Here is a 21,935-nt window from a genome sequence, read left to right as displayed (position 1 = left end):
GCTAGTATCAAAGCTCAAGTTAACTAGAGGTCAAGTGAATTTTGAAACAAGAATATTCGGAAGTTTGGCTTACGATTGGAGAACTTGCAAAACGTAGTGGGGTCAGTGTTGCGACTATTCGGTTTTATGAAGAAAAAGATCTCATTTGGAGTACGAGAACCGCTGGTAATCAACGGAGATACCAAAGAGCGATGCTTCGGCGAATCGCGATTATTAAAGCCGCCCAACAAGTAGGCATTAGCCTGAAACAAATCAAAGAGACCTTGAGCACTTTACCAAAACAGCAAGTGGCGACTAAAAAAGATTGGCAGATCATGTCTCAGAAATGGCAGGGGCAGCTTGATCAGCAAATTATGATGTTATTGCAGTTACGGCAACAATTGGATCAATGTATTGGTTGTGGATGCTTATCTTTAGAGCAATGTCCTTTGCGGAATCCTGAGGATTGTCTAGCTGAGAAGGCTATGGGGGCACATTTTCAGGAAATTTTATTTTTATTAAATCAAAAAAATGAGTGATTTTTTCAATAAGTTCTCAATTTGCACTATTTTTGTGCGTATTGTGGTGCGTAATTGGGTGGAATCACACGAATATCACTTGAAAAAATGCCAATTTAAATTTTTACATTTATTTTTGATAATCATCTTTTCTAGGTCTAAACCTTAATGATCTTTGATTGAAGCAAATCAATTTCGTTTCATGATTGCTAAAGTTGTATTTAAAAATAAATGAGCAAAAAGTCGCCGTAAAAACTGATAAAAGTTAAAACAAGCCAATCCTTCAAGTGAATTGCACGATTATGATGCCGATTCAATCGGTTGATTGGTGGAAATACAGTCACGATATTCATCAATATAACGCAACTGTTGCGATCGACTAGGACTGAAGCATAAACCTAATTTTATTGATTAAGTCTCATTTTTGTGGATTGTGGTAGTCAATAGAGATTGGAATGAACAGATTGATATGAAATATGTTCAAATTTTCAGATGGGACGTGTATGCGTTAAATATTTTACTGTATGAGCAGACAAACATGCTGATCATACAAGGTCTAAATATAAATCTGAATCATTAGTTCAAAATATAGGTATTTATTAAATAAATAGTGGGTGGAATTTTAAAAAAGTTCCATTAGAATCCAAAATTCAACAAAGAATACTCCTGGGGGAAACATTGCTACTCGCGATGTTTACTTAAGAAAAACTAGCTTGAGGAACGCTCATGCAGATCGGAATCCCAACCGAAACTGTTGCAGGTGAAAGTCGTGTAGCGGCAACACCAGAAACAGTGAAGAAGTTGATTAACGCAGGTCATCGTATTGTCATTCAACGTGGCGCTGGTGTTAAAGCAGCCTATATTGACAGTGCTTATGAACAAGTTGGCGCAACCATTACAGATGATGCTTATACAGGCAGCCAAATTATTTTGAAAGTACGTGCCCCAAGTGGTGACGAAATTCAAAAACTTGCGGCGAATACGACTGTAGTGGCAATGTTTGACCCTTACCGCAATACAGAATTAGACCAGTTTGCTACTCAGCAAGTGTCTGCTTTTGCGCTTGAGTTACTTCCACGTACACTTTCACGTGCACAAAATATGGATGTACTTTCGTCTCAAGCAAACTTGGCAGGTTATAAGTCTGTATTGTTAGCTGCGGCTGAATATCAACGTATGTTCCCAATGTTAATGACAGCTGCGGGTACAGTAAAACCTGCACGTATTGTGATTATGGGGGTTGGTGTTGCTGGTCTTCAAGCGATTGCAACTGCAAAACGTTTGGGTGCAGTTGTAGAAGCAACTGACTTACGTCCAACTGCTAAAGAACAAGTTGAGTCTTTAGGTGGTAAATGGTTAGACGTTCCAATGTCAGATGAAGAAAAACAACGTGCTGCTGAAGCTGCGAAAAGCGGTTATGGCTGGCAGCCTGGTGAGCAATATATTAAAGACCAAGCTGCGATTGTAGATAAAGCTGTATCAAATGCTGACATCGTCATTACGACAGCATTGATCCCTGGTCGTAATGCACCACGTCTGATCAAAGCTGAAACCGTTGCCAAAATGAAACCAGGTTCTGTCATTTTAGATATGGCGGTTGAAACTGGCGGTAACGTTGAAGGTTCTAAAGAAGGCGAAACAGTGACAACTGAAAATGGCGTGAAAATTTTGGGTATCCCAAATATTCCAGGCACAGTTGCAACTGAAGCATCTGCATTGTATGCACGTAACGTTTTTAACTTCCTTGAAACATTATTCGACAAAGACAAAGCTTTTGCGATTAATCCAGAAGAAGAAATCCAAAAAGCGTTACTCGTGACTCATGGCGGTCAAGTACTGCTCAAGCGCGGTTAAGGAGAGTTCTCATGGTTGAAACGATTACAATTTTCGTCCTTGCCATCTTCGTAGGTTATTACGTGGTTTGGGGTGTAACGCCTGCGTTACATACACCACTTATGGCGGTAACGAATGCGTTGTCTTCAATTATTGTGGTTGGAGCAATGATCCAAACAGTTGGTATGCCAGCGATTGGTGTCGATGCCAATGTTGCATTTCAAAGCGTAAACGTTGTCAGTATCCTTGGTGCTGTTGCTGTGTTCTTGGCAAGTATCAATATTTTTGGTGGCTTTGCTGTAACGGCTCGTATGCTTGAAATGTTCAAACCGAAGCAAAAGAAAAAAGAGGGCTAATCGATGGAATTTATTCGAGACTATGCGGATTGGTTCTACCTCATTGGTGCCGTCCTTTTTATCTTAACGTTACGTGGTTTGTCAGGTCCTAAGACGGCAATTTCTGGTAACCGTTACGGTATGATTGCTATGGCAATTGCTGTAGTGACAACGTTCTTTGTTGCTGAACATCCAGTCATTTGGATGATTGGTGGTGCGATGGTACTGGGTGCAGTTGTTGGTATCGCTCGTGCGAAAACAGTACCAATGACTCAAATGCCTGAAACTGTTGCTTTAATGCACTCTTTGGTAGGTTTGGCTGCGGTACTGATTGCAATTGCTGCGATTCTACATAATAACCAACTTACTGTGTTATTTGAACAAAACGAAGCTGCTTTAACTGCGGCTGGTGTTCAACATGCGCATATGAGTTCAGTTCATTTATTTGAATTGTTTGTGGGTTGTTTCGTTGGTGCAATCACATTTACAGCTTCTGTATTCGCTTACGGTAAATTGGCTGCAAAGAAATGGGCGAAAACAATCTCTGGCGCATGGGTTAAACCAGTTCAAGCAACGATCTTTATTGCAATGCTTGCATGTGGTTTCACGTTCTTTACCACAGGTAATATGACTGCGTTCTGGGCAATGACTGCACTTGCTTTAGTTCTTGGTTGGGTATGGATTGCACCTGTTGGTGGCGGTGATATGCCTGTAGTGGTGTCACTTTTGAACTCATTCTCTGGTTGGGCTGCAGCAGGTATTGGTTTCACACTTGAAAACAATATGTTGATCGTTGCAGGTTCACTTGTAGGTTCTTCTGGTGCGATTCTTTCTTACATCATGTGTAAGGCAATGAACCGTTCGATCATCAACGTATTGTTTGGTGGTGCGATGGGCGGTACAGCAGTTGCTTCAGCAAATAAAGGTGAACAAGTTCAACGTAACCACCGTTCTGGTTCAGCAGATGACGCAGGTTTCTTGATGTCAAATGCGGACAGCGTTGTGATTGTACCGGGTTATGGTATGGCGCAAGGTCGTGCACAGAATGCGGTTAAAGAATTGTGTGAAATCTTGAAAGAGCAGGGCGTAAAAGTTCGCTTCGCGATTCACCCAGTTGCAGGTCGTATGCCTGGTCACATGAACGTATTACTTGCAGAAGCAGATGTTGCTTATGAAGACATCTTAGAGATGGATGAGATCAACTCAGACTTCCCTGCAACGGATGTCGTACTGGTAATTGGTGCAAACGACGTGGTTAACCCTGCGGCGAAAGACGATCCGACATCACCAATCTATGGTATGCCGATTCTTGAAGCACACAAAGCACGTACCATCATGGTGATCAAGCGTTCTATGGCAACAGGTTATGCTGGCTTAGACAACGATTTGTTCTACAATGAAAAAACAATGATGATCTTCGGTGATGCCAAGAAAGTTGTTGAAGATATGACTAAAGCAATCAATGGTGGTGGTCACTAAGCTGACCCCATTAGGATTGAAGAAGCCACCCTTGGGTGGCTTTTTTTATTGGTGTCTATTTAGTTAAAGATATTTTTCTACCAGATCCATAGACTGTGCATAAAGATCACGGGCAAGTTGCTGATTTTTAGCATGAGGTGATTTCCAGTCTGGCATGTGCGCACTGACATATTCACCATTGCGCTTTGACCATTCATCTCCAGTTGCCATTTGTGTAATCAACTTTGCAGGGACGGAAGTGGGTACTAAACCTAATTTCATGGCAGCGTAGACAGGTTTTGGTAGATCGCGATAAATATCTGAAGCGACGCCCCCTGGGTGTAGCGCATTATTGGTAATAGAGCTATCCGCCAGCTGTTCTGCCAATGCATTGCTGAGCAGTAAATTCGCGAGTTTAGATTGTCCATAATAAAATAGCGGATTATAAAAACCTTCTGCACGGAATTTATTGGGTTTGATTGAGCCTGCCCAATGTGCAATAGAGGCAAGATGTACAATACGAGCCTTAGGCGCTTTTTGTAAAACAGGAAGTAGTTTTTGAGTCAGTAGAAAATGACCTAAATAGTTGACACCAAACTGTTGCTCAAAACCATCAGTAGTGAGTTGTTTTGTTTTGGCAAATAAGCCTGCATTGTTGATCAACACATCTAGATTGCCATAACGATCTGCAATTTCATCAGCTGCTTTTTGGGTGAGTTCAAGGCTGTTGAGGTCGAGGGAGATAAGATCAACTTGTCCTTGATTAAGTGCACGTAATTTGTTTTGTGCGTCTTGTGCTTTTTGCGGATTTCGGCACGCCAGAATCACGTGTTGCCCTTGTTTAACTAGCTGCTCTGCCGTGGCAAAACCAATGCCTGTATTGGCACCTGTGATCAGTATTTTCACTTCCTGTACTCCAGTTATGCTATTTCTTAGTGAGATTTCAAGAATCTGTATAGTGCTGCAATTTTGACAATTTGTCATGTCAAATTTAAAGGTGGTAGATGATTGGTATTTGATAATGCATTCAAGGGAGAACTGTATTTTTCCATATGCCTCTAGATTAGATGCTAGTCAAAGTCATAAGTATTTTTGTTGGAATCTTTATAGTGATTCGAAAAATTAATAAGCCTATTCTTAGATGGCATGACGGTCGTTGTGATAAGTGGTTTTTATTCTAATGAGATGCTCAAAGTAGTCATATTCTATTGAGATATTGAAATCATTTTAAAGTATTAGGGAATCTAAAAAATATTTTTCACAATCTCATTTGCTAGTTTTCTCTTTGATGCGAGCTTCTGATATAAAAAATCGAAGGTAAAAAATTATAAGTGAGGTACGACAAAAGCTGTTTGATCAGATGATCAAGGGTATAGTAGAAACAATGAGGAAAGAGATTTCCGAAACAATGCTTAAACTTATTCGAGCAGAGCGAAACGGTGCAATTACACAATAAAAATCGAGATTTAAAAAGAAGATTAGATCTGTAAATGAAAATCTAAGAAATTAAAAAAGCGACCTATTCGGTCGCTTTTTTTGAGAGCTTTAAGCTACAGATTCGGGCGCACGCCATAAGCTTTCTAAGTCATAGAACTTACGAGCAGTAGGTAACATAACGTGTACAACAACGAAACCTAGGTCAATTAAGATCCATTCAGCGTCTCGTTCACCCTCGACACCAATTGGTCGAAAGCCTGCTTTACGTGCTTCATCAGCAACATTATCAGCAAGCGCTTTGACATGGCGAGTCGATGTGCCGCTTGCAATCACAATCGCATCGGCAACATTGCTAATAGAACTCACATCAAGTTCTAGAATATCTTTGGCTTTTACATCAGTAAGGGCTTCATGTACAACTCTTAGGCAAGCATGTACATCTTTGTTAGCTGTTTTGATTTTTAGGTCGTGAGAATTAGAAGCGCTGGGCGATGGTTCTAAATTCATAGAGGGTATATTTTCCTGACAATTACTCATCGTCAAATATACCGTTTTTCTCTAGAAAATTCAAATTTTAGCAGTAACAGTTTATGTATTGACATCATTGGAAAAATATTTATCTTTCCATGCAAAAGATTGATCTGATTGATTTTTTGGTCTGTATTCTGCACCAATATAACCTTGATAGTCACTTTGACGTAACCAATCAAAAATTTGCTTAAATGGGACATTTCCTGTGTCAGGTTCGTGGCGGTTTGGGTAATCGGCAAACTGAATATGTCCAATTTGATGCAGATTCTCTTGTAATCCTGCTAAAACTTCTTCACCCATCATTGCCATATGGTAACAGTCATATTGCATTTTTAGAGCAGGATGATGAATCACTTCAAGCATTTCCTGTGCTTGAGCGATATTCTGAATGAGAAAGCGTGGCATATCTGTGCCATTAATCATTTCAAAAACAGGCTCGATACCTTGCTCGGTCAGCATGTGACAAGCGAGTTTTAGATTGCTTGCAAGGGTATTTAGACAAGGCAGTAGATCAGCATCTAGGGGTTGTTTGCCTGCCAGAATATTGACACGAGGAACATTGAGTGCATTTGCATAGGTGATGGCTAACATGAGCGCATGATGAAATTCGATTTCTTTGCCTGGGATACCCGCAAGTCCATTACCACCTTGCATTAAATCTCCAGCAGGGACATTAATGAGGCAAAGGGAAAGATCATATTGTTCAAGTTGAGTTTGAATATCGATAACATCTAATTCATATGGAAACTGAATTTCAATATGTTGGAAACCATGTGCATGAGCTAAAGCAAAACGTTCAATTAAAGGAACTTCCGTAAAAATCATCGACAAATTGACTGCAAGATGGCTCATATTCAATCTCCTTGAATCAATTATTATTGCTCTATATATTGAATGATAGTCGCTAAATCATTCTCAGCAAAGCCATTTTCTTGGTGAGCTTGTAACTGTAGTAAGGCTTTTTGTGCAACAGGTATCTTTAAATCAAAACTCTGTGCAAGTTTTAATGCATTATTAAGGTCTTTTGATAAGGTTTGCACTTTCCATTGTACTGGCTCAAAAGTGTGTGTTGCCATACGGGGAGCAAGAATTTGGAAGGGTTTAGAGTCTGCAAAGCCACCTGCGAGTGCAGGGGCAAGTAAGCGGGTATCTACACCAGCTTGGTCTGCTAGTGCAACGGCTTCAGCAATCAGTGTACTATTTGCTGCAACAATCAATTGATTACAAATCTTGGTGGCTTGTCCCGTACCTGTTTCACCCATACGGGTGACACGTTGTGATAAGACCTCATAAATAGGTTTAAGCGCTTCAATTGTTTGCGCATCACCGCCTGCAAAAATGACTAATGTGCCTTGCTCAGCCCCCATCGTTCCACCTGAAACAGGCGAGTCAATCCAAGTGACGTGTTGCTGTTGAGCGAATTGTGCCAGTTGTTGTGTGGCTGCTACCGACAAGCTAGAGAAATCAACAATGATTTGCTCTGTTTTTAAATATGCTTGAATCTGAGCAAAAACACTGTGGACAGCCTGATCATCGGCTAAACAGGTCAAAATGACAGGGTAATTGCTAATTTTTTCCAATTCTAAGGCGGTTGCACCTTGTTGAATCAGTGCTTCACATGCATGGGGAGTGCGATTCCAGACGGCTACAGCATAACCTGCTTGAAGCAGTCGGGTTACCATACGTGTACCCATTAACCCCATGCCTAAGAAAGCGATTGGTGTTTGTTGATTAACATGCATGTGAAATGTACTCAGTGAATGATTATTTGTATTGACGTGGCAAGAATTGAATGTCTGGATTCTTGTCTTTTTTACGTGCAAGGCTACTGTTTTTACCCAAGAGTAATTTAAGCTGCCAAAGTTTTTCTAAACGTAACGCCTTTTCTGGTTGATGCTCCATTGCATCCAACACCCGTTTCGCTGCCATAATCGCATCAGGTGAGCGTTGTAAGATTTCTTGAGCAATCATATTGGCTTTGGCTAAAGGATCATTGTCTAAGTGTGTCACCAGACCAATTTCTTTGGCATATCCTGCATCAAAGATACGTGCAGTCAGTGTCAATTCTTTGGCTAAATCAACACCGATGAGTCCTTTTAATGAACGAGTCAAGCCCATATCGGGAACTAAGCCCCAACGGCTTTCCATAATTGACATTTGAGTGTTTGGTGTTGCAATACGAATGTCTGCTGCTAGCGCAAGTTGCATACCTGCACCAAAACAAAAACCTTCGATTGCTGCAATAACTGGAATTGGTAAATTTTGCCAAATTAAGAAAGCTTTTTGAAATAAGCTTTGTCCTGGCTTAATCAGTTCCCATGCTGCAAATGCCGTATTTTTAGGATTATTCAAATCTGATAAGTCGATGCCTGCACTAAACACTTGTGCTTCACCTGTGAGGATGACACAACGAATCGAACGATCTTTCTCAATTTTTTTGGCAGTTGCAACCAGTTCTTTTAATAAAGCAAAGCTCATTGCATTGCGTTTATCTGGTCGGTTTAAAGAAACGATTGCGATTCCATTGTTCTTTTCAACGCGTAAAAGTGCCATTTGCCTTACTCTTATTGTGTTTGATTGGGGCAGCATAGCATGAGTCTTTCACCCGAAACATGACACGGCAGTCACATTAACTATCGTGCGAATGTAAGACTAAGTTTGCTGCTTGACGAACCTGTTCGATCGCAATATTCAATTCATTAAAACGATGATTGGTTTCTCGAATAAACCCATCATCCGCTTTGCGTCGTTCCTTACGCAAGGTTGAGACAAATTGTTCAAATTCGCCAGAGACTTGCTGCAAATTAGGTACGCCGACATAACGTGTAGCTCCATAAAGGCGGTGCAGCACATGTTCAAGCTGAGGAAAGTCTTCCATTTCAATGAGCTGTTGCATTTCAGTAAGTTCAGTATCAAAACTATCCACCAGCATACCCAATAAATCTTGTGCTAGATCTTCTTTGTTGGCTGCTAATTGAATGCTTTGCTGCCAATTTAAAATTTGAGGATCAATGGTTTCAGTCGAACGCTTTTGTTCCGTATTTGCAGGTTGAGCCGAGAAATTGTTTTTCGTCCAATGCGTTAAGATCTGAATGATTTGTTCCATTTGGATCGGCTTGGTCACGTAATCATTCATACCAACTTTAAGCAGTTTTTGCTTTTCATCCGCCAGTGCATGCGCAGTTAAGGCAATAATCGGAAGCTGCATGCCTGTATCTAGGGTTGACTCTAAGGAGCGAATCGCTCGGGTTGTGTCGATTCCAGACATCACAGGCATTTGAATGTCCATAAAGACCAAATCAAATGGTGGTAATTTTTGTTGTATCCGTGCTTGAATGATGTCGATGGCTTTTTGTCCACTTAACGCTTTTGTAGTCGTGACATTTAATTCGCCCAGCAATGCTTCAAGTACGATTAAATTCGGTAGGTGGTCATCCACAGCCAGTATATGTAATCCTTGACCATTAAAGTTTTCTGGTTCTGGCTCAAAAATCGGTTGATTTCCTAACAGTTGAACCAGTTCTCGGCGACTCAATGGTTGATAGAGTGGACGCGCACGATATTCATTGAGCATGTTTGGTTCAAGGCTCATTTGATAACCGTAAACGGCTAAATTTCCTTGATAACGTTGGCGAATTTCTTTGAGTAAGGCTTCGGTATCGCCACTATGATCGACAATAAGCCATGTGTTTTCTTGTTGATTTAAATGATTTAAACGACTGAATAAGTCCAAAATGGACTGCGTTTCAATATGTGAAACACGATAATTTTCTAAATATGAACGAAGTACGCTTGCCGTCGCAGGGTGAGCGAGGTAAGACACCACTTGTAAATGATCGAAATGTGGGTGCTCAACAAATTCATCTTGTTCATCTACTTTGAATGAAGCCGTAAACCAAAAAGTTGAACCTTTTTCAGTGGGCGCACGTTCTTGGTTGTCTTCAAAACCAATTTGACCATGCATCAAATGAACCAGTTGTTTCGAAATTGCGAGACCTAGTCCAGTGCCGCCAAATTGACGGGTAACGGAAGCATCACCTTGAGAGAATGATTCAAATAACTTTTTACGGTCAGTACCACTGAGACCAATACCACTATCTTGTACACTGAAATGTAAGAGACATTGTCCAATTTCATCATCTTCCATACGTACACGAACAATGATTTCACCATCTGGAGTAAATTTGATGGCATTGGAAATCAAATTAGTGAGAATTTGTTTAAAGCGTAAGGCATCACCAATCACATGCTGTGGAATATTCTCGGCATAGTAAAATGCCATATTTATATACTTTTGTGCCGCGAGAGGGGAAAGCATATCCATCACATCAAAAATAGCTTCTTCCAAATCAAATGGTGCAGTTTCGAGCTCTAATTTACCTGCATCAATTTTAGAGAAATCAAGTACATCATTAATCAGTGCCAATAGGTGAGCAGATGATTTACGAATAGTCTGGAGGTATAGGTTTTGTTCATTGCTGAGGTTCTGCTGACGAAGCAATAAATGAATAAAACCATCAATACTGTTGAGAGGTGTTCTTAGCTCATGGCTGATATTGGCTAAAAAGACCGACTTAGATTGATTTGATGAAATCGCTTGGTCACGTGCTTGACGATAGGTAATGTTCTGAACTTCGAGTGTGTCTAAGGTACGACGTAAATCTTCTTCAGTTTGTTCGGTATGTTCTTTTAATTCTAAAAAACTAAAGTGCAAGCGTTTGACTACGTTGGCAATATCACGCTGGAGTAAACGTAACTCGCCTGTACTGTTGACTACAATATGCTGATCAAGCGTATCGGCATTGAGTCGTTGCATTTGCATCCGAATTTCATAGAGTGGTGCAAGCCAAATCCGTGAAAAGACGTTTAAGCAGAGCAATAAAAGTAACAAGGTGATCAGCCCAGTGACGACCAGTGCCAATAGAATTTTATAGCGAGCTAATTCTAATGGTTGATTGTCCAATTCAATCATTAACCAAATAGAGCCTGTACTGTTGTTCGCTAATTTTTCAACATAAATACTGTTATGGTTGTGTGCAATCGGGCCAAAAAAATTACTGTTATTCGGAAAAGTTGGCCAAAAACGATTATTTTGATAGCCAATACTGAGGTATGTTTGCCCTTGATTATCAATAATGACCGCACGTTGTAAGTTTTTTTCATCAAACATTTTTTGCATGATGTTTTGAGCGCGATCATATTGATCTGGGTGCTGTTGCACCAGTTGGAGCAGTTTTTCTGCTGTTTGATGATAACGAGCTAAGATCGCTGAAGCATCGGAATGCTGTTGTTGTTTGGCTGCACTGGTGGTTTCAGATAAAACCCATAAAATTCCAACACCTGTCAGTACGGCGATCGGCACTAAAATAAGCGCAATCAATTGTCCATAGGCATGATTGAGCCGTAAGCGTTTAGAGAGGGTCTTATTGAAATTTGACATAGTGCGGTCAGATTTATCATTCTGCGAAACATCTTATCATGCTTTACCGAAATCAGAGGTATTGGCTAGCCAATAAAAAGCATAGTGAAAAGGTGCAGTATTTCTGTTTTTTCCATACAATAGTCGCCACCTTAATATCGGTGTCGATCATGACGAATACGCAAACTGATTTTTTAGCAGATGAATTTTTACTAGACTATTATGTCGGTAAAAGCCCTTTAGTGCGTTTGCAACGTTTAGCAAGTCATACTCAAGCTACCGTATTAGCGAAATTGGAAGGCAATAACCCTGCGGGTTCAGTCAAAGATCGTCCAGCTTATAATATGATTGTTCAAGCAGAGAAGCGTGGACAAATTAAATCAGGTGATACTTTAATTGAAGCCACCAGTGGTAATACAGGCATTGCTTTAGCTATGGTTGCAGCCATGCGTGGTTATAAAATGAAGCTGATCATGCCAAATAACATGAGCCAAGAACGTAAAGATGCAATGTTGGCGTATGGTGCTGAGTTGATTGAAGTGACTCAACAGCAAGGTATGGAAGGCGCGCGTGATTTAGCCTTGCAAATGCAGGCGGAAGGCAAAGGTTTTGTCCTCAATCAATTTGGTAATCCAGACAATGTCGAGGCGCATTACCTCACAACTGGACCCGAAATCTGGAAGCAGACAGGTGGGAAAATTACTCATTTTGTCAGCTCAATGGGGACGACTGGAACGATTATGGGTGTCTCTAAATATTTGAAAGAGCAAAACCCAGAGATTCAAATTGTGGGTTTACAACCTTCTGATGGCTCAAGTATTGCAGGGATTCGTCGTTGGCCTGAAGAATATCTTCCAACCATTTTTGATCGTCGTCGTGTCGATCGTATTATTGATATTCCACAGATTGAAGCAGAAAAAACCATGCGTAAGTTGGCGCGCACAGAAGGTATTAGTGCTGGAACTTCTTCAGGTGGTGCAGTTTGGGCGTCGATTAAAATCGCTGAAGAACATCCCGATGCTGTGATTGTTTGTATTATTTGTGATCGTGGTGATCGTTACTTGTCGACTGGATTATTTTCGGTTCAAGATTAAAATCTCCTTTACGGAGCTTAACCGCTCCTCACCTCTGTTTAAAAGAGGGGGAACTCCTCCCTTTATAAAGGGAGGTTGGGAGGGATTTGAAGAGATTTCAAGATGAGTTTACGCTTTCCGACTTTAGTTTTTGATATTGAAACACTGACCGATTTAAAGGCTGGTGCCCATCTTCATCATCTTGATTTACCTGAGGCTGATGTTGAACAAGCATTAACGAAGATTCGCCGTCAAGAATCAGGTAGTGATTTTCAACGTTTGCCACTGCATGAAATCGTTTGTATTTCGGGTTTGTGGATTGATGAAAAAGGTTTTCGTTTATTTTCATTTAGCCGTGAACAAAATACCGAAGCCGAAATGTTGGCGAAATTCTTTTCGATCTTTGAGAAAAAGCAACCGACCTTAGTGAGCTGGAATGGTTCACAGTTTGATTTGTCCGTTATTTTGCTTCGTGCCATGTATCATGGGCTGTCTGCACCAAGCTTATTTGATCAAGGTGAGATTGATCAGCAAAAACGTTTTAATAACTATCAAAACCGTTATCACCATCGTCATGTTGATTTGATGGATGTGATGGCTATGTTTAATGGTCGAAACTTTCAGAAACTGGATGATATTGCGAGCTTTCTAGGCTTTCCTGGGAAACGTGGTGAATCAGGTTATCACGTACCAAAGTATGTTCAGACTCAGCAGTGGTTGAAATTGACCAGTTATTGTGAGGGCGATGTCTTGAATACATGGTTGGTTTATTTACGTTGGTTATTGTTGAAAGGTCAACTTAGTCAACAAGATCATCAGCAATGGCTTCAGGCAACGATTGATTATTTGCACACTCAAACGCAACAAACAGAATTCTTACAGGTATGGCGACAAACATCGCAATATACTGTATTCACCGCACACACTTTTGCAGCAAAAAATTAGGTTGATCTTTTGAAACATAAAGCGAAACAGCGTCCAGCTCAATATCCAACATATACCTTTCACATCGAAGCTTTTTCTCATGAGGGGCGTGGAATTGCGCATTATGGAACGCATCCAGATCATCCTAAAGAAAAGCATGGTAAGAAAGTGTTCATCCGCTATGCCTTAGTGGGTGAGACGGTTCAAGCCAAGATCACCAATCAAACTTCGCGTTTAGAAGAAGCAGACATGGTCAAGCTTGAAAGTGATGCTGCTCTTGAGCGAGTTGAGCCTATTTGCCCACATTTTGGTGTGTGTGGCGGTTGTAGCTTGCAGCACATTCATCCTGACGAACAGATTCGCCTTAAGCAAAATGTTTTACAATCCCATTTACAGCATTTTGCTGGTTTGCAACCAGAACAATGGTTAGATCCGATCCGTTCTGAAAAAATAGATTATCGTCGTCGCGCTCGAGTAGGCGTTCGCTATCTTGCTAAACAAAATCGGTTAGTGATGGGATTTCGGGAACATCACAGTAATCAGTTAACCGCAATTCAGCAATGTCGTGTTCTTGATCAAATCTTGTCTGATAGTTTAGTTGAGTTAAAAAAACTACTCGAAAGTCTAACAGGCAAAGCCCACATTGGTCATATAGAATTGGCAATGGGAGACACTGAGGTTGCATTATTGATTCGTCACTTAGATGAATTAAATGTGTCGGATGTCAACCAATTGCGTCAATTTGCGTTACTAAAGGATTGGCAGTTGTATTTGCAACCTAAAGGCGCAGATAGTGTATACCGAGTCGATGATGCTCATGCACCAATGCGTCTGCATTACAGTCTGGACGAGTTTGCGATCAAATTTGCATTTTCACCATTAGATTTTACTCAGGTAAACAGTGGTGTAAATGCAAAAATGATTCAGTTGGCATGTGAATTGCTACAGTTGCAGGATGGGGAAAGAGTACTTGACCTATTTTGTGGGTTGGGCAATTTTTCTCTCCCTTTAGCACGTTGTGTGGGTGAGACGGGTCAAGTGGTAGGTGTTGAAGCAAGTGATGAGATGGTACAGCGAGCAACTGACAATGCGAAAGCAAATCAATTGTCTCAGGCTGTGTTCTTTTCACAAGATTTAACAAAAGACTTTTCGCATCATTCTTGGGCAAAACAAGGATTTGATGCATTATTAATTGATCCTCCACGATCAGGTGCGTTTGAAGTTATGCAATATGTACCTAATTTTGGAGCAAAAAGAATCGTTTATGTTTCATGTAATCCATCAACACTAGCAAGGGATGCGGGTGTACTGGCACAATATGGCTATCGACTCAAGAAAGCAGCAGTGATGGATATGTTTACCCATACTGAACATGTTGAATCGATTGCCCTATTTGAAAAAACTGAGCAGGCAGTTTGACAAGCCCCACGAGATAAACGATTAGAGAATGAGTTACATATCCAGAGGAGAATGGTATGGTCACAGTACGTGAGCAGTTACCAGGACGACTCCATGAGTTGTCTGAGGAAACGACTGTAGAACATGCCGCTGAAGCGCAAAGTGGTCTGGTATCTTGGCTAGACCGAGTGCGTGATATTTTGGATGGGGCACAGCTAAAGCAACTTCAACAAGTTGCAGAGCTGACCTTGGCAAAAGAATTAGAAACTACGGTGACTCGTCGTAGCAATACCTTTAGTACAGGTATTGGTATGGCTGATATTTTAGCGCATTTACATGTTGATGAAGACACATTGTCAGCGGCAGTGTTGTATCGAAGTGTGCGCGAAGGCTTAATTACCTTAGAGGATATCCAACAACAATTTGGCGAACAGGTGCTGAGTCTTGTACAAGGCACGCTTGCAATGGGTAAGCTCTCCGAGTTGATTGAAAAAAATAAACGTTTAGAAGACCATTTCAATAATAATCAACGTGAGCATTTAAACGGCATTTATAAAATGCTGATTTCGGTGACAGAAGATGTACGTGTCGTTTTAATCAAACTGGCTGAACGTACTTATGCCTTGCGTGAATTGGCAACGGCGAGTAAAGAACGTCAAGAGCGTGTTGCACGTGAGATTTTAACGATCTATTCGCCACTTGCACATCGCTTAGGCATAGCACAGCTCAAATGGGAGCTAGAAGATCTTGCTTTCCGTTATTTAGCACCAGAACGCTATAAAGAAATTGCATCGTTACTGAACGAAAAACGTTTAGAGCGTGAGCAATATATTCAATTTGTCATTGATAAGTTGAAAACGGAATTGGGTACGCATCATATCCAAGCTGAAATCACTGGGCGAGTGAAGCACATTTATTCGATTTATCGAAAAATGAAAAGCAAAAACCTGAGTTTTGATCAGCTTTACGATATTCGTGCAGTACGTGTATTGGTAAAAAGTGTACCTGATTGTTATCACGCTTTAGGCATTGTGCATCAATTATGGCGTCATATTCCCAACCAGTTTGATGACTATGTCACCAATCCAAAGGCAAATGGTTATCGCTCATTACATACTGCAGTGATTGCAGAAAATAAATCTTTAGAAGTGCAAATTCGTACCTTTGAAATGCACAATGAAGCAGAGTTAGGTGTTTGTTCGCACTTCAATTATAAAGAAGGTGCAAAAAATACCGATCATTCATTTAACCATCGATTGCATTCTTTACGTGCCGTACTTGAGCATTATCAAGAGCGTACCGAAACGACGCCACATGGCGAAGATGAAGAGTCAAATGGCATAGATCAAATTCAAGATTTTGAGAATTTTGAAAAGATTTATGTATTTAGTCGTGATGGTGATATTAAGGAATTACCACGAGGTTCAACCGTTTTAGATTTCGCTTATCATGTGCATACTGAAGTTGGAAACAAGTGCTACGCAGCACGTGTCAATCAGCGCTATGTGCCATTAACCTATACCTTGAAAACAGGTGAGCAGGTTGAAATCTTAACCAAGAAAGACCGCGAACCTAACCGTGATTGGTTAGTCAATTCTTTAGGCTATATCAAAACGGCGCGTGCGCGTGACAAGTTACGCCATTGGTTTAGACAGCAAGATCGCAGCAAAAACGTTGAAGTTGGACGTGAGTTACTGAATAAAGAATTGTCTCGTTTAGCTATTCATCCAAAAAGTATTGATTTAAAAGATTATTCATCTCATTTCAACCTGAAAGCGGGTGATGATATTTTAGTGGCTTTGGTGAGTGGTGATATCAGCCTTCATGCCTTGATGAATCAAGTCAATCGTCAGATGCACTTGGATCAAGATGAGCCTGAACTGGTTTTAAAACCTGCGTTAAATCCTCGTGCGAGCCATACGCTCTCAGCACACGGGATTTTGATTGATGGTTTGGATAATGTTGAGCTGCATATTGCGCAATGTTGTCAACCTGTGCATGGTGAGTCGATTGGTGGTTATATCACTTTAAACCGTGGTGTCAGTATCCATAAGATCGCTTGTCCAGATTATTTACGCATGACGACACAAGAGCCTGAGCGTGCTGTTGAAGCGGATTGGGAAATGCAACCGACCCGTGGTCAGAGCGTGCAAATCGTGGTTGAGGCTTATGATCGCCGAGGTCTACTTAAAGACCTCACCCAAGTGATTTTTTCAGACCAAATCAATATTCGTCAGGTGAATACCATTTCTGAGGCAGATGGGATTGCCAATATGAAGTTGTTGATTGAAGTGAAAGGTTTGGCACAACTGTCTCGTTTATTGGCTCGTTTAGAGCAGCAACCAGGCATTATTAGTGCAAGACGTTTGGTTCAGGGTAGTTGATTGACATTATATTTATAAAAAAGAACACTTTAAATGAATTTAAAGTGTTCTTTTTTTGCATCAACAAAAAATCATAAATTGAATATACACAGATTATTCGATCACCAACGAATCGGTTTTTCACTCGAACCTGGTGTGAGTTCAGCATCCGAGAGTGGTTCTGAACTCTCTACTTGTGTCGAGTTTTGTCGAGAGTAACTGATCGGCATTAAAGACAAGCCATTTAAGACATCATTACTTATTTGTTGTGCGAGTAAGTCTGATGAGGTTGTAGATTGTGAATTATGAATAAGCTCTCCTAGAGATTGGCGTTGCTGTTGATTTACAGTTCCTGCAGCAGCAACTTTTCCTGTATTCACTTCAATCACTCGCCAATTTAGACGGATTGCTTGTTGCCCAGCTGGAACAGCGCCATAAAATGAACGTCCTTGAGTCGTTTTTGCTTCATTGATACGTCCAACTAAAATATAGTCAGCGCCCACTTTTTGCCCAAGTCTTGCCATTTCTGCTGGTGCACCATCCCAACGAAGAAAGGCATTTTCACTTGCCATTTCCTCAATATAGTCACGACTCACCAAACTTAACTGACGTGAGTTTGCCAGTTGAGTGCCGACCAAATCAGCAACTTCTGTCACAAAGTCATCAGCATCACTGCCATCTGTGAGTTGAGTTTTTGAATAGTTATATTGAAATGGCATAACCGCAATACGGCGTAAGTGTTGATCCGCTACACTTGATTGAAACTTGCTGACATAAGCACGCACTTTGGCGCGGTAGTTCTTGCCCGAACCCGAAACGCTTAACACCTGAAAACGATTAATCGCATTAGTGCCCTGTGTTTCAACACTGAACACAGGCGAGGTTTTTCCTTGGTAGCTCCAATGGTTGTTGCTGACCACCATGTTCACTTCTTCCGCTAAGTCAGTGCGTGAGCTGACACTGGTGCCATTTACAGACTGGGCTGCAATCAGCAAGGCTTCTGCAATAGCCTGTTGTTGGGTTGGGCCGCTACCTGTGGCTTCTTTCATGACTTCTTGTAGGGCGGCGTTAGCTGAGTGAATTGTTGTTAAGCAGAACAGGGCTGCACAAAGTAAGGATTTCATCATTTTCTATCATTCTATATGACCCGATGTTCAGCAGGTGCTGAGCATCGGGTTTATTGTTGTTGTGAATGGTTTATAGACCAAAAGCAGCACGTTTAGCCGATTTACGAATTTCTTTTTCGCCTGTCCATTCAACAATACCTGTTTTCAGGTTTTGTAATTTGAAAGTGAACTTGTAGTACACATCACTCTTACCGCCTGAATTTTTGACGATGCTGGATAAGTTACCATTCAGCATGTATTCAGCGGCAATTTGAGAGCCTGTTTTCACTGCTGTACGTTTGTCTACCATGCCACTTTGCTGTTGATAAGCTAACTGGTCTGCCATTGCGCCCACAGAAGTCATGTCAACGAAACGGAATTTTCCAGAATTAATCAGTTTATTCTGGATGGTGTCAGTGATAGATTCAGTATCAATATGCTCTTGGGTCTTGTTTTTGATACGGTCAACAAACAGTACTGGACGGCGAGCCTGAGTCATTTCAATCACGGGTGGAAATGCCAGCATGTCATCAACCATCTTGGCTGCAATTTGTTGCAGGTCGGTTGAACCAAAATCTTTGGTTAAGGTCTCGGTTGCCTGTGCATCGCCATAAGATACAGCCTGGGAGGCACAGCCACTGAACAATGCCATGCTGCCAATTGTGGTTGCTAAAGCCAAAGTACGGAATTTCATGTTTTACCCCTTATAAATAAGCTGTTGATTAGTCTTTTTTCATGTAAATAAGTACGTCTACACCACGTGGGTTTGGTGCGACCGACTGAACGGTTTTAACTTCACGTCCCTGTAATGTAATCGGTTTCCAGGTGGCCCCCTCTGGATTGATTTCAGTGCCATCGGCATCAAACCAAACGATCTTGTATTCAAAAGACTGTGCATAGAACCAGCCATTCTTTAAGGCCAGTGACGCTTTTTTAATATCTCCAAGGCTGACCATATTGATTCGATTGACACCAATACGGGTTGCGAGAATAGGATTGCCTGTCATGGTTCTGACATTACTTGCACCAGTATTTGGGTCTGTTTGTGTACGCATCGCATTTGGTGCTGTACATGCAGTTAAGCCAAGGCTAAAGCTACACAGAATTATGGGTAAAAGGCGTTGTTTCATTATGTTTTACTCAAGTTATTATTTAGCGATACTGAAGCTATCAGCGACAATTTGTTGGTTGGTTTCGATACCATGAATGAAGGTCGTCTGATTAGCTTTCACTTCAATATTGATCGATTGATTTGCATAGTTGTTTTTAAGTTGGATGGTATGACTACCAACAGGGAGTAAAAGGCGAGTGACTTGTGCATTGCTTGGGAGGGTATTCCATGCACGAACATCTGCTTTTTCTGTGGCAGTGTTATAGATATTGCCTGCAAGTTGTCCAAATACGCCTAAACGATTGCCCAGTTCTTTTTGTACAGCGTATTTCGCTGTAGAACGTGCAATTTGAGTTGTGAGATTAGCGGCAATCTTTTCTTTTAGTGTTTTGACAGCCAACGCACCAATATCAGTAAGTAATGCTGTATTTGCAACGGTTTTCCCATTTACAGCCACATCAACCTGACTTGGTGCAACATAGGTTGAAGGGTCATAGCTTGCAAATGAGATATTCACTAATCCATTTAGTGTTGGAATTGCTAAGGTCGAAGAAATTTTTTGAGGAACTAATCCTTGCTCCAGAAAAATAACAACTGGATATTGACCATTTGCTTTCTTTGCGGCGTTATCGAGTCGTTTTACATCATTTTTAATAAAATCATTTGGCTGTAGTTCATATGCTTTTTTATAATCAACTAAAGCATCATTTTTTTCACCCAAGGCTTCCCATAATGTTGCCGCCATATAAAATGCATACGCATTTTGATAGGTATTTTTTACTTTACCCGCAATTGTATTTAGTCCAGCTAAAGCTTCATCGTATTCAGCTGGAGCAGAATTAACATTTTGACCTTTAGCTGCTGCTTTTTCTGCTTCTTTGCTATGAGCTAATTCAATTTCGCGTTGAATACGTTGCGCTACACGCATTTCAACAGCCGCGCCCTCAGTATTATTTAAAGCTAGATAGTTTATCGATTGGTAAACATGTGCTAATACCTGTTCATATTCAGGAATCTTATAAGGTGCTACACTATCATTACTCACGAGGGAAAGTGCCTTAAAACCTAATTTAGAGGCGCTAATTGTTGCTTTATTATTTTGAGCATCTAATAGTTCAAATGCTTTTTCAAAAGTTTGCTTACTGGCTTCATATTGTTTGTTTGCTTGTTCTAAACGCGCCTTTTCTAATAGATACAACGCTGCATCATTACTTTTAGCTTTTTTTTCAAATAATTCTTGCGTTGGTGCCGATATCGGTTGAGTCAATGATGAACGAAAATTTTGAGCCGTATCCGTATAGTTATCAAATAAACCAGCATGTGCTTGAGTTGTTAAACCAGAAATCGATAAACTTATGCAACTGATGAATAAGAGTGAAAGCTTTGGTTTTAATAATAAAGATGACATATAAACCCCTGTAAAAATACAAAATGTATCAAAAATTATGCAAATATACAAAAAGTTATAAATAATTAACAGGGATTTAAGGAGATATTTAATAAATATTTTTATTTTATAAAGTAAAAGATTTTTTTATTAGTATAAGTTTTTGAAACATAATATTTATTTTGATTCATTCAAATATTATTTGAATGAATCTTTTAATTTATCTTTTTGATAGAAAAATATTGGTAAGCCGATTTAAAAACTGTGGGCTAATACTCGACAATTGATACATCAGCTTAGTTTTGATACCTACAGGAGTATGGGTCGGGATCAGGGCATGATCTTTTTGTTGGGCTAACTGTAAGACTTGTTTCGCAACATCCGCAGGGGTTAAATCCACACCAATATTTTGAATACTGCCAGCATCCATATTCTTTACCATATCGGTTTGTACAAATAGAGGCATTACATCGAGTACCCGAATATTATATTTTTGCCATTCTACATCTAAGGCCTCTGTTAAGCCTCGAACCGCAAATTTACTCGCAGAGTACGATGCTAAATCAGCTTGTCCATAAATTGCTGAGGCGGAGGATAAATTAATCACACGGGCAAAACTTGCTTTTTCTAGATGGGGTAATCCAGCATGGCAACCATTCAGAACTCCTTTGATATTGATATCCACAGTGCGATGATGGGATTGAATCGATGTATCTTCAAATGCGCCAGAGTATAAAATTCCAGCGTTATTAATTAAAATATTCAGTTCGCCTGCCCAATTTTTAAAATCTTGTAGTGCCATTTTCCACTGGCGAAAGTTACTAACATCCAAATAACCAGCTTTAGCATTTTCACCAAGCTCGTTGGCTAAACGAAGCGCTTGCTCATCATTAATATCATAAATACCGACTTTATAACCGTGACGATGAAAGATGCGCGCAATCTCAGCACCAATTCCTTGTGCCGCTCCGCTAATAAATACGCTATGTTGCATTGCTTTCCCTTGCTTTATCATATTTCTTTAATCGGCGTATATTACGCATAAGCAGCTTCAAGCTGCAAC

Annotated in this window: 19 protein-coding genes; 8 read left to right on the top strand and 11 right to left on the bottom strand. The window is 40.5% G+C overall.

The window, feature by feature from the left end; all coding sequences use genetic code 11:
* The first annotated feature begins 41 nt into the window (after positions 1-41).
* The 4 genes from soxR to C502_RS0103925 all read left to right on the top strand — a co-directional run bounded on the left by soxR (position 42) and on the right by C502_RS0103925 (position 4,144).
* Entirely contained in the window at positions 42-518 is a 477-nt protein-coding gene (soxR, locus tag C502_RS0103940) for a redox-sensitive transcriptional activator SoxR (protein ID WP_018677561.1), read from the top strand.
* 705 nt (positions 519-1,223) lie between these two features.
* Positions 1,224-2,351: a Re/Si-specific NAD(P)(+) transhydrogenase subunit alpha gene (locus tag C502_RS0103935; protein ID WP_018677560.1), complete on the top strand. Its 1,128-nt coding sequence runs from the start codon at positions 1,224-1,226 to the stop codon at positions 2,349-2,351.
* Positions 2,352-2,362: 11 nt separating this feature from the next.
* Positions 2,363-2,686: a proton-translocating transhydrogenase family protein gene (locus C502_RS0103930; protein ID WP_004664154.1), complete on the top strand. Its 324-nt coding sequence runs from the start codon at positions 2,363-2,365 to the stop codon at positions 2,684-2,686.
* A gap of 3 nt (positions 2,687-2,689) precedes the next feature.
* Positions 2,690-4,144 carry an NAD(P)(+) transhydrogenase (Re/Si-specific) subunit beta gene (locus tag C502_RS0103925; protein ID WP_018677559.1) on the top strand — a complete coding sequence of 485 codons (1,455 nt, stop codon included), beginning with the start codon at positions 2,690-2,692 and terminating at the stop codon, positions 4,142-4,144.
* A 63-nt stretch (positions 4,145-4,207) separates the two neighbouring features.
* Here C502_RS0103925 and C502_RS0103920 read toward each other — a convergent pair whose 3' ends face one another.
* The 6 genes from C502_RS0103920 to C502_RS0103895 form a co-directional block, all read right to left on the bottom strand.
* Positions 4,208-5,029: an SDR family NAD(P)-dependent oxidoreductase gene (locus tag C502_RS0103920; protein WP_018677558.1), complete on the bottom strand. Its 822-nt coding sequence runs from the start codon at positions 5,027-5,029 to the stop codon at positions 4,208-4,210.
* A 639-nt stretch (positions 5,030-5,668) separates the two neighbouring features.
* Positions 5,669-6,067, bottom strand: coding sequence for a ribosome silencing factor (gene rsfS / locus C502_RS0103915; protein WP_018677557.1), 399 nt, complete (start codon positions 6,065-6,067; stop codon positions 5,669-5,671).
* Between the two features lie 81 nt (positions 6,068-6,148).
* Entirely contained in the window at positions 6,149-6,943 is a 795-nt protein-coding gene (locus C502_RS0103910) for a hydroxypyruvate isomerase family protein (RefSeq protein WP_018677556.1), read from the bottom strand.
* Positions 6,944-6,966: 23 nt separating this feature from the next.
* The gene (locus C502_RS0103905) at positions 6,967-7,848 is read right to left on the bottom strand and encodes an NAD(P)-dependent oxidoreductase (RefSeq protein ID WP_369346759.1); all 882 of its coding nucleotides are present in this window, start codon (positions 7,846-7,848) and stop codon (positions 6,967-6,969) included.
* A gap of 7 nt (positions 7,849-7,855) precedes the next feature.
* Complete coding sequence (locus tag C502_RS0103900; RefSeq protein WP_018677554.1) at positions 7,856-8,644, bottom strand: crotonase/enoyl-CoA hydratase family protein; 789 nt, start codon at positions 8,642-8,644, stop codon at positions 7,856-7,858.
* A 76-nt stretch (positions 8,645-8,720) separates the two neighbouring features.
* Positions 8,721-11,531 carry a GacS-like sensor histidine kinase gene (locus C502_RS0103895; RefSeq protein WP_018677553.1) on the bottom strand — a complete coding sequence of 937 codons (2,811 nt, stop codon included), beginning with the start codon at positions 11,529-11,531 and terminating at the stop codon, positions 8,721-8,723.
* 149 nt (positions 11,532-11,680) lie between these two features.
* On the opposite strand from C502_RS0103895, the gene cysM reads away from it, so the two are divergent.
* From cysM to C502_RS0103875, 4 genes are all read left to right on the top strand, one after another.
* On the top strand, positions 11,681-12,604 hold the full coding sequence (gene cysM, locus C502_RS0103890) for a cysteine synthase CysM (protein ID WP_018677552.1): 924 nt from the start codon (positions 11,681-11,683) through the stop codon (positions 12,602-12,604).
* 102 nt (positions 12,605-12,706) lie between these two features.
* Positions 12,707-13,528, top strand: coding sequence for a 3'-5' exonuclease (locus tag C502_RS0103885; RefSeq protein ID WP_018677551.1), 822 nt, complete (start codon positions 12,707-12,709; stop codon positions 13,526-13,528).
* Between the two features lie 9 nt (positions 13,529-13,537).
* A complete protein-coding gene (gene rlmD / locus C502_RS0103880) occupies positions 13,538-14,926 on the top strand; it encodes a 23S rRNA (uracil(1939)-C(5))-methyltransferase RlmD (protein ID WP_018677550.1) in 1,389 nt (462 codons plus the stop codon).
* A gap of 56 nt (positions 14,927-14,982) precedes the next feature.
* The gene (locus tag C502_RS0103875) at positions 14,983-17,289 is read left to right on the top strand and encodes a RelA/SpoT family protein (protein ID WP_018677549.1); all 2,307 of its coding nucleotides are present in this window, start codon (positions 14,983-14,985) and stop codon (positions 17,287-17,289) included.
* A 101-nt stretch (positions 17,290-17,390) separates the two neighbouring features.
* Here C502_RS0103875 and C502_RS0103870 read toward each other — a convergent pair whose 3' ends face one another.
* The 5 genes from C502_RS0103870 to C502_RS0103850 all read right to left on the bottom strand — a co-directional run bounded on the left by C502_RS0103870 (position 17,391) and on the right by C502_RS0103850 (position 21,866).
* The gene (locus tag C502_RS0103870; protein ID WP_026315733.1) at positions 17,391-18,392 is read right to left on the bottom strand and encodes a CsgG/HfaB family protein; all 1,002 of its coding nucleotides are present in this window, start codon (positions 18,390-18,392) and stop codon (positions 17,391-17,393) included.
* 73 nt (positions 18,393-18,465) lie between these two features.
* Positions 18,466-19,068 (bottom strand): penicillin-binding protein activator LpoB, encoded by a 603-nt coding sequence (lpoB, locus tag C502_RS0103865; protein WP_018677547.1) that lies wholly within the window; start codon positions 19,066-19,068, stop codon positions 18,466-18,468.
* A 28-nt stretch (positions 19,069-19,096) separates the two neighbouring features.
* Complete coding sequence (locus C502_RS0103860; RefSeq protein WP_018677546.1) at positions 19,097-19,504, bottom strand: DUF1425 domain-containing protein; 408 nt, start codon at positions 19,502-19,504, stop codon at positions 19,097-19,099.
* 18 nt (positions 19,505-19,522) lie between these two features.
* Positions 19,523-20,893 (bottom strand): COG3014 family protein, encoded by a 1,371-nt coding sequence (locus tag C502_RS0103855; RefSeq protein WP_018677545.1) that lies wholly within the window; start codon positions 20,891-20,893, stop codon positions 19,523-19,525.
* A 199-nt stretch (positions 20,894-21,092) separates the two neighbouring features.
* Positions 21,093-21,866: an SDR family oxidoreductase gene (locus tag C502_RS0103850; RefSeq protein ID WP_018677544.1), complete on the bottom strand. Its 774-nt coding sequence runs from the start codon at positions 21,864-21,866 to the stop codon at positions 21,093-21,095.
* Positions 21,867-21,935 lie beyond the last annotated feature (69 nt).

The sequence above is a fragment of the Acinetobacter tjernbergiae DSM 14971 = CIP 107465 genome, assembly GCF_000374425.1.
GTDB lineage: Bacteria > Pseudomonadota > Gammaproteobacteria > Pseudomonadales > Moraxellaceae > Acinetobacter > Acinetobacter tjernbergiae.
The sequence above is the reverse complement of the archived record's forward strand: the minus strand, read 5'-3'. Positions and strand labels throughout refer to the sequence as shown.